This window comes from Pedobacter sp. GW456-11-11-14-TSB4 (genome assembly GCF_059424425.1).
Genome location: NZ_JBWKZK010000007.1, coordinates 1 through 8,948, shown reverse-complemented (window position 1 = coordinate 8,948; position 8,948 = coordinate 1). Strand labels below are relative to the sequence as shown.

General features: G+C 35.2%; 6 protein-coding genes. All 6 read right to left on the bottom strand.

The features are described 5' to 3' along the window. Nucleotides 1-172: 172 nt before the first annotated feature. Nucleotides 173-1,483 carry an OmpA family protein gene (locus AC07XU_RS17335; protein WP_494944891.1) on the bottom strand — a complete coding sequence of 437 codons (1,311 nt, stop codon included), beginning with the start codon at nucleotides 1,481-1,483 and terminating at the stop codon, nucleotides 173-175. A gap of 239 nt (nucleotides 1,484-1,722) precedes the next feature. Then, nucleotides 1,723-3,429, bottom strand: a complete 1,707-nt coding sequence (locus tag AC07XU_RS17330) for a DUF885 family protein (protein WP_494944890.1) — start codon at nucleotides 3,427-3,429, stop codon at nucleotides 1,723-1,725. Between the two features lie 258 nt (nucleotides 3,430-3,687). Beyond that, nucleotides 3,688-5,406, bottom strand: coding sequence for a gamma-glutamyltransferase (gene ggt, locus AC07XU_RS17325; protein WP_494944889.1), 1,719 nt, complete (start codon nucleotides 5,404-5,406; stop codon nucleotides 3,688-3,690). Further along, a complete protein-coding gene (locus tag AC07XU_RS17320) occupies nucleotides 5,384-7,153 on the bottom strand; it encodes an AMP-dependent synthetase/ligase (protein WP_494944888.1) in 1,770 nt (589 codons plus the stop codon). The genes ggt and AC07XU_RS17320 overlap by 23 nt, the downstream gene beginning before the upstream one ends. Before the next feature lie 270 nt (nucleotides 7,154-7,423). After that, nucleotides 7,424-7,804 carry a response regulator gene (locus tag AC07XU_RS17315; RefSeq protein WP_494944887.1) on the bottom strand — a complete coding sequence of 127 codons (381 nt, stop codon included), beginning with the start codon at nucleotides 7,802-7,804 and terminating at the stop codon, nucleotides 7,424-7,426. Between the two features lie 14 nt (nucleotides 7,805-7,818). Next, complete coding sequence (locus tag AC07XU_RS17310; RefSeq protein ID WP_494944886.1) at nucleotides 7,819-8,700, bottom strand: PorP/SprF family type IX secretion system membrane protein; 882 nt, start codon at nucleotides 8,698-8,700, stop codon at nucleotides 7,819-7,821. Nucleotides 8,701-8,948 lie beyond the last annotated feature (248 nt).

Below are 8,948 nucleotides of genomic sequence, written 5' to 3'. Positions count from 1 at the left end.
CCGTAGTAAAATGGAAAGAAGGACTGAAATACCCGAAGCGTGATGGCATTGTTTTTCTAAGCAACTTTAGGACTTATCTCTGAGATTCTTCGCTGTGCTTTGGGCAACAAATCAATATAAAAAAAGCGCCCCGATTACTCGGAACGCTTCTTTTATTTTTAAAAAGTATCTACTAGTATAAAGTAAATTCTACTCTTCTATTTTGTTGACGGCCAGCTGCAGTATTGTTAGTTGCAATTGGTTGTGCTTCGCCATAACCTGTTGCCTCAATTCTGCTTGCATTTGCACCTTGAGATACTAAATAAGCTTTTACTGATTCTGCTCTATCTTTAGATAAACGTAAGTTTAAAGCGTCTGAACCTGTATTATCTGTATGACCAGCTAATTTTAAGCTAAAGTTTTTCTCCATTAATAAAGCTGCAACTCTGTTTAAAGTAGCGTAAGATTTAGAACGGATTGTTGATTTACCTAAATCGAATTCTAAGTTTTTAATTGCATCAGCAACAACTGCACGATCTGCTTCTGTTACAATAACACGCTCAGTAACTTGTGGAGCAGGTACTTTTAAAGGACAGCCTGAACCGTCTACAACAGTTCCTGCAGGTGTACCAGCACATTTATCTAATTTATCGGCAACACCATCACCATCTGTATCTTTCAACAAATCGTTCATTTCTGTACGTAATTTAGCATTTTCTGCTTTTTGAGCATCTAAATCAGATTTTAAAGCATTAGCAGCATTTTTAGCAGCAATTGCCTCATCGTATGTTGCAGCAGTTGGACTAAAGAAAGCTAGTTGCTTACCTTTACCTAAAGCAAATTCTAAACCTGCATATGCATAATTGTATTTGTCGTTAGATCCTCTTGCATAACCATCAAATTGATCGTTATCTACAAAACTGATTGTCCAACCTAAATCTAAATTAATTGCCTCAGATAAACGGAATTTAGCACCTAAACCTACTGGAATAATCATTCTGTTTTCGGTAGCTAACTCTGTAGTTGCGTTGCCCCTAGTAATTGTTGGTGTGAAGTTTACGAAACCACCACCAGCAGAAGCATACAATTGTGCGTTGTTTTGTTGTTTAAACATGCTCCAGTTAAATAAATTAGCAACAGCACTTAAGCTTGCCGAGTAATTTAAATCTGTAGAATAAGCGCTAACTGGACTAGTGTTAGGCAAACCGTTGTAAAAAGTTTCAGTGTTATCGCCTTTTACATTACCTCTATTGCCATCTAAACGTATAGAGAAATTTGGTGTGATTTGTTTTTTAATGTATAATCCGTAACCGAAAGTATTTTTCCAATTAGAAAAATCATTTTGACCACCAAGTGGAGAGATACCTGCTAAAGTACCAGCGTTAACACCTATTGACCAAGTTCTCATTGGCTCTGAAGACGTTGTTGTTTGTGCTGAAGCTGTACCTCCAATAAATAAACCAGCTAAGGCAACTGGTAAAAAGTTTAAAATTCTAAGTTTCATAATATTAAATTTACAAAATAAGCGTTAGTGTTATTTGTAAGCTCAATATTCAAAACTAATACCACCAAATATCAATGCAATAAAATAGATGTTAAAACCTTTGTTTTCAAATATTTAACGCAAAAATTACACTATATAAGAGTGTTAAAGAATGTTAAAAGTGTTTAGTTTGCTATACAATTTATTCTAAAAAGTGTTGTAGCCGCGTGAAACAAGTATTTTGTTTTTTTGTTTGACGATTAATTTAGTACTCCGGCAAATTTCCATTTTGTATTAAAATTCTCTGTCAAACTTTGATTGGTGAGTATTGCCCTTACCATTTCAACTGGCATGTTATTTTCTTTTAAAATGCGATCGTGAAATTGGATGTTGCTCATTTTGCCACTACCTACTAATTCTCTGTGAAGTGCTCTAAATTGCAAGCCACCTAACATGTAACCGATTTGATAAAGTGGACCATAGCCACCAGTAAAAGAGCGACGAACTTCTGCTTCGGCATTTGCCCTTTCGAAACCAACTCTATCTACCAAAAAATCAATGCATTGCTGTGGTGTCCATTTGCCTAAATGGTAATTCATAGAAAAAATAATTCGGGCACAGCGATGCATGCGCCAAAACAACATCCCTATTTTATCTTCTGGTGTTTTAGCAAAATTTTTATCCCAAAGTAACATCTCCCAATATAACGACCAACCTTCTGTCCAAAATGGCGTACCAAACCCTCTGCGATAAGGTTTATATCTGCTTTGCATAAAATATTGCAAATTATGGCCTGGTATCAATTCGTGAAAAACTACTGCTCTTGAAAAGTGTTTGTTGTTACCTCTTAAGGTCATTAGTTTGGCAGCCTCAGTCATGTCTTCTGTTGGGTAGGCAATTAAAACAGATTCCCCTCCTAAAAAGAACGGCGCAAATTGTTGCTCTTGCGGAGTAAGCATTCTCATTCTCCAACCTTCCTTTGCTAATTCTGGAACATCTAATAATTTGTTTTGCTCAACAAAGTTGATGGCTTCATTTGCCAATTCGTAAACCAACTCAGGTTGCTTACCCAACTCAGGGTAGGCATTTTTAACTTTTTCTAATGCTTTTTTCCAATCGTTACCAAAACCCATTTGTTGCGAAGCTTTAATCATCTCAGTATCACACCAAGCAAACTCACGCAAAGCGATGGCTTCAATTAGCTCAGGCGTGTAAGCAATCATTTCATCGTTAAGTAAATTTAAAAAAGCTTTTCTACCGATGGGATTTCCAATAATTCCACTTCCATCATCTTTTGCTGTAGAAAGTTTAGCTGTTTTACCCAATGCTGTAGCATAATCTTTCAAGGCAGCTAATACATCAGGATAAACAGATTTGGTTGCAACTGTAAATTGTGGATCGTAACCATCGTAAAATTTGTAAGCCTCAGTAAAAACAGAGATATACTGATTCACTGTTTGCAGAGCCCAATTGGCCTGAACAGGATTGATAATTAATTGTTGATTTGAAAAATTTTCTTTTGCAGTATTGATGTCGCGAATTAACTGCTTAAAATTTTTAGCAGACGCTTCTCCGTCCTGTTGTTTACCTATCCTTCGCTTTTGCTCAAAATCAATTATTACAGGAGCGAAAGGAACCGAGAAGCTGGTGTTCTTAAATTCAGAATAGTTCTCTTGGTGTGATCTTGCATCAACATTAATATCTCGCTTAAGCAAAATGTAATCAACTCTTTCATTAACAGATAACTTCTGGAAAGGGAAGGATTTTAATTTTGTTAACCAAGCAGTATAAAAAGTTTCCATTCGCTTAAAATATTCATCCGAACGTTTTAAAGCATATTTTCGGTTAAGCATGTTTTCATCAGCTTGATATTGATTAATCAGCGGACTAACTATACTTGCCTCGTTTTGAGCAAAAGTATTGTTAAAAACAAAAAGCAAAATGAAAAGGGAACAAAATTTAAGCATAGCTGATGATTATTTTTGATGAAAGTAGCTAATAATCATCAAAATTTATTTTAAGCCATTGCAAAATAAAAGTTACCTTATTCTTAGAAAACTTTTGTGGTTCCTATTTCAAGTAAATAATTTAATGCATGATAAGGTTCTATTACAAGTCTAAATCGAGACAAATTAAATTCCATAATTTTTCCCAAATCATTTATAGAAAATGTGCTAAGACTTTCCTCAGCGCAGCAGCCTCTTCAATTTTATTGTTTGATTAACCTACCAACCAATTGCCTTATCATCGCCCCTTGGATCAGCACCTCCTTGATAAGTGCCCCATTTGGTTTTTAAAATGGCATCTACTCTGCCAATTGCACCACGAGGAACCAATTTATAGCCTTTGGCTTTTAATTTCTCTTTAGTTAAACTATCAAGTGCTTTATCTTCAATCATTACCTCATCTGGCAACCATTGGTGATGGAACTTTTTAGCATTAACTGCATTTTGCATAGACATATCAAAATCTATCACGTTTAAAATGGTTTGAAAAACCGAGGTGATAATGGTTGAACCCCCAGGTGTACCAACTACCAGATATAAGTTACCGTCTTTTGAGATAATAGCGGGCGTCATAGAGCTTAACATTCTTTTGCCAGGAGCAATAGCATTGGCTTCGCCTCCAACTAAACCATACATATTAGGTGCACCAGGTTTAACCGAAAAATCATCCATTTCATTATTCAACAAAAATCCAGCCCCTTTTACAACTACACCCGCTCCATAAGAACCATTAAGCGTGGTGGTTATAGCAACAGCATTTCCATCTCTATCAACAATAGAAAAATGAGTGGTTTCTTCATGCTCGGCTGGAGCAATTTCGCCAGCACCGACAGATGCGCTGGTACTTGCAGCTTGCCAGCTAAAAGTGCTCATTCTTTGTTTTACGTAAGCATCATCAACTAATTTTTGTTGTGGCACTTTATAAAAATCTGGGTCACCTAAATGTGCAGCTCTATCTGCATATACTCTTCTTTCGGCCTCTACCATTACCTGTACTGTAGAATCTGAATTGAAACCCCATTTCGTTAATGGGAAAGGTTCTACAGATTTAAGTAATTGAATTAATGCAATACCACCGCTTGATGGTGGAGGCATGGTAACTACATCATAACCTCTATATTTACCTTCTATTGGTTTTCTCCAAATCGCTTTATAAGCAATTAAATCTTGTTTCGAAATAATTCCTCCGCCTCTTTTCATTTCTGCAACGATTGAATCTGCAACTGCACCTTCATAAAAACCTTTTCTACCTTCTTTAGCTATTGCCCTTAATGTATTGGCTAATTCTGTTTGCGTTAAAACATCTCCTTCTACCCATTTTGCATCTTTTACTAAAGCTGTACCTAGCGGATTTAATTTTGTAAATCTGTTTTTTAAACCGTTTAATTCATTGGCTTGTCTAAGTGTTACTTTAAAACCATTGGCTGCAATATTTACTGCAGGCATCACTAAATCTTCCCATTTTAATTTTCCATATTTTTGATGCGCTTCTTCCATACCTGCCACAGAACCTGGTACACCTGCAGCCAATTGTCCGTACAAACTTTTTTCCACTATCGGATTGCCAGCTGCATCTAAATACATATCTCTATGAGCAGCAGAAGCCGCTTTTTCCCTAAAATCTAAAGTACTTGTTTCGCCTTTGGCAGAACGATAAACCATAAAACCACCACCGCCTAAATTACCTGCATTTGGGTATACAACGGCTAAAGCAAATTGAACTGCAACGGCAGCATCTACAGCATTACCACCTTTTTTTAGAATGTCTACACCAACCTGAGAAGCTATTTCACTTGCCGAAACCACCATCCCGTTTTTATACTCACCACTATTGTTCTTACCTAAATGCTTGCCTGCACAACTAAAAAATAGGCTGCAGGCAAATAAAAAACCAATTAAACTACTGTAATAAATTTTATCCTTTGTGGTTTTCTGCATCTTTATAAATTTTATCAATTATGGCTTTATTTTTTTCTAAAATGTTTTTTCTCTTTAAGCTCAATTTCGGAGTTAGTTCTCCTCCATCAATACTAAATTCTTTTGGCAGTAACGCAAAGCGCTTAACTTGTTCCCATTTACCAAACTCGGCACCTAATGTAACAATAATCTGATTATATTTTTCGATAACCTGCTCGTTTTTACACATTTCATCATTGTTGGTGTAATTTATGCCTTTGTGTTGGCACCAAGCTTTTAACGCTGGAAAAGTAGGTACAATTAATGCAGCTGGGAATTTCATATTCTCACCTAAAACCATAATTTGTTCTATCATTGGCGATTCTTTGTACTTGTTTTCTAGCATCTGCGGGGCGATGTATTTTCCACCTCCAGTTTTAAAAATCTCTTTTTTACGATCTGTAATTTTTAAGAATTTCCCCTCTAAAATTTGTCCTATGTCACCTGTATGAAACCATCCATCTTGATCTATACATTCTGCTGTTAAATCATCACGTTTGTAATAACCTTTCATAATGTTGTGGCCACGTGCTAAAATCTCGCCGTCTTCGGCGATTTTAATTTCTACACCATCTATTGCAGCACCAACGGTACCAAACATGGTTGCCGCAAAATGATTTACTGTAATTACTGGCGATGTTTCCGTTAACCCGTAACCTTCAAAAACTGGCATATCAGCTGCCCAAAATATGCGATTTAACCTAGGATTTAAAGCCGCTCCACCTGAAACAATTACTATAATATTGCCACCTAATGCTTCTTGCCATTTCTTAAATACTAATTTTCTGGCAATTGATAATTTAAAATTGTACCACCAACCATTGCTATGGTCATATTTTTCGGCTAACGCCAAAGACCAAAAGAAAATACCTCTTTTTATTCCTTTTAAATCTTTGCCCTTTTCCATTATTTTATCGTACACTTTTTCTAACAAACGCGGAACCGTAGAAAAAGCATTCGGTTTTACTTCCTGAATATCAGCTACGATGGTTTCCATGCTTTCTGCATAATAAACAGAAACATTACCATAAGCATATAGATAGGAAATCATTCGCTCAAATATGTGCGACAAAGGCAAAAAGCTAAGTGCTTTTTCTAAGCCTGGAGGTAGCAAAACAGATGATTTTATAAAATTATTTACTAAATTGTTATGTGTAAGCACCACTCCTTTTGGTGTGCCAGTAGTACCAGATGTATAAATAATAGTTAAAATATCATCGGCAGAAACTGAAGCTCTGTGCTGCTCTAAATCTACCTCAACAGTTTTACCAACCTCAACCAATTCGAGCCAATGCAAAGCCCCATCAACTTTGTTAAATGTATAGATTGCAACCGGGTTAGCTAAAGTTTTATTAACCTCAGTTAATTTCTTGAAAAGGGTTTCATCGCCAACAAATACAATTGTTATTTCTGCATTTTCGATAATAAATTTAATATCATGCTCTGCTAAAGTAGGATAAAGTGGAATTTGATATGCTCCTAACTGCATAATTGCATAATCGCAAATATTCCACTCGGGTCTATTTGCCGACATTACCGCTACTCTTGAACCTTTTACTACACCTTTTGTGGTTAAACCTTTACTTAATGCATCAACCTCTTCACAAAAAGCTTTTGTACTGTATTTGTTCCACTTTCCATTTACTTTACCGCTTACAAACTCATCTTTCGGAAAATTTTCGAGATTATGTTTTAATAGATCGAATACTCTTGTAATACTGGTCGCCATTGGTTAAAGGTTTTAATATTTGGTTGTAGCACAGCAAATAATTAATTGCGAAATTGCTGTTTCTCAAATCTAATAAATTATAATTTGTACTACAACGGATTTTAAAAATTATTCTGCATGCATAGTAATTTTTATTATCAATACTGATAAATCTGTTACTAAAAAGTATTACTCTTTTGATTTATTCGATTTGTAAAATCCGTTAACAAAAAAAAGCCACCATTAAATTAATAATGATGGCTTAGACAATAATCAAGTAAATATTAAATACTAGATGTAAGTTTCGCTATCTCCATCTTCAAAATTTTTCAATAATTTTTGTTTAATTTCCTCTATTGATGCATCTTTAAAAATAAACTGATCAACACCTGCTTCTTTTAAACTGTGCAACCTTGAGCTGGCTCTGTCACAACCTGAAAAAATAATCACTTTTGTTTCTTGAAGCATGAATCTAATTAAATCCTCAAGCCCCTCTCCTCCCGGCATATCAATATCAAGGGTTACCAAATCATAAGTAAATTCTGAAAGCAAAACTACAGCATCATTTAAAGTTTCTGCTTCATTGATAATAGCCTTTGGCCACAAACTTTTGATAACTAATTTTAAGCCAAAACGAATAATTTGTTCATCATCAGCAATTAAAATAGTCATCTGCAGAAGTTAACTTATTTAAAATTGTATCTTAAAGCAATCTCTGCTTCTCCATTTGAATATGATGATAAATCATCTGTATTGGTTGTGTACTGAGCTAAAATTGCCAATTTACTTTTGTAAGTAGTACCTGCCCCAAAAGTTACACTCCCAGAACTATGATAAATACTGCTCAACATTATTTTATCCGTTCCAAAAGCAACGTTTACGCCGGCATCAATTATATTTTTATAATTTTCTATTGCCCTGTACGCTATTTTAGGCTCTATAGTAGGCACATTACTCTTTTCACTATAAAACTTATAAGATAGTGCCATTAAAAACAACGAACGATCAGCGATATTCCTTTTAATATCCCTATCTAAGAATCTTTTTAAATTTGGTACAGCACCTTGAAAGGTAAGTCCTTTACTACGTATAGCAAAACCAAAATCTGCATCTAAGTAAACTTTACGAGCATTAAAATTACCTATCGCTATATCAGTAAAATCACCAACAACCTCGCTCCTATTTGCCCATTCATCTAATAAGCCAACAGACAAGCCAAAATCCAAAAAGGTAGTTCCAGTATTTAATGGAAGGTGATAAGCATAAGTAGCTTTTAAACTTGTTGTATTCACGATACCTGCTTTGTCATTAAACAACATTAAGCCAAGGCCTAACTTGTTATTTTCAGAGCCATAGGCAGCGCTAACAATTTGTGTATTTGGAGCTCCATCGATTGCACTCCACTGAGATTTATAAGCCGCATTTAATTCCCAACCCTTTGCTAAACCCGCCATTGCAGGGTTTGCTAAATATTGGTTTTGGTAATAGATGCTGCCCATAGGGTTTAGTTGACCGAATGCTAGAGAACTTATAACTAGCAAAACAGACATTGTTATTATCTTTTTCATTATTATTTGATTTTTTCCCGTTAGAATTGCATGAAGTAAATGAAAGTTAGTTCAGGTAAACCTTAAATAACTTACCTGAATTAAACTTAAATCATTGCTGATGTTAGTCCCTAACTTTATTTATTGTCTCTAATGATATTAACCGTTCCTCTGATTAAACCAATTCCATTACCCATATCAATAATGTAGAAGTAAGCCGATTCAGCTAAATCTTGTCCATTATATTTACCGTCCCAATTGTTCTGGTA

Coding starts and splice junctions, on each gene's coding strand:
- AC07XU_RS17335 (WP_494944891.1), bottom strand. CDS start 1,483: ATGAAACTTAGAATTTTAAACTTTTTACCAGTTGCCTTAGCTGGTTTA.
- AC07XU_RS17330 (WP_494944890.1), bottom strand. CDS start 3,429: ATGCTTAAATTTTGTTCCCTTTTCATTTTGCTTTTTGTTTTTAACAAT.
- ggt (WP_494944889.1), bottom strand. CDS start 5,406: ATGCAGAAAACCACAAAGGATAAAATTTATTACAGTAGTTTAATTGGT.
- AC07XU_RS17320 (WP_494944888.1), bottom strand. CDS start 7,153: ATGGCGACCAGTATTACAAGAGTATTCGATCTATTAAAACATAATCTC.
- AC07XU_RS17315 (WP_494944887.1), bottom strand. CDS start 7,804: ATGACTATTTTAATTGCTGATGATGAACAAATTATTCGTTTTGGCTTA.
- AC07XU_RS17310 (WP_494944886.1), bottom strand. CDS start 8,700: ATGAAAAAGATAATAACAATGTCTGTTTTGCTAGTTATAAGTTCTCTA.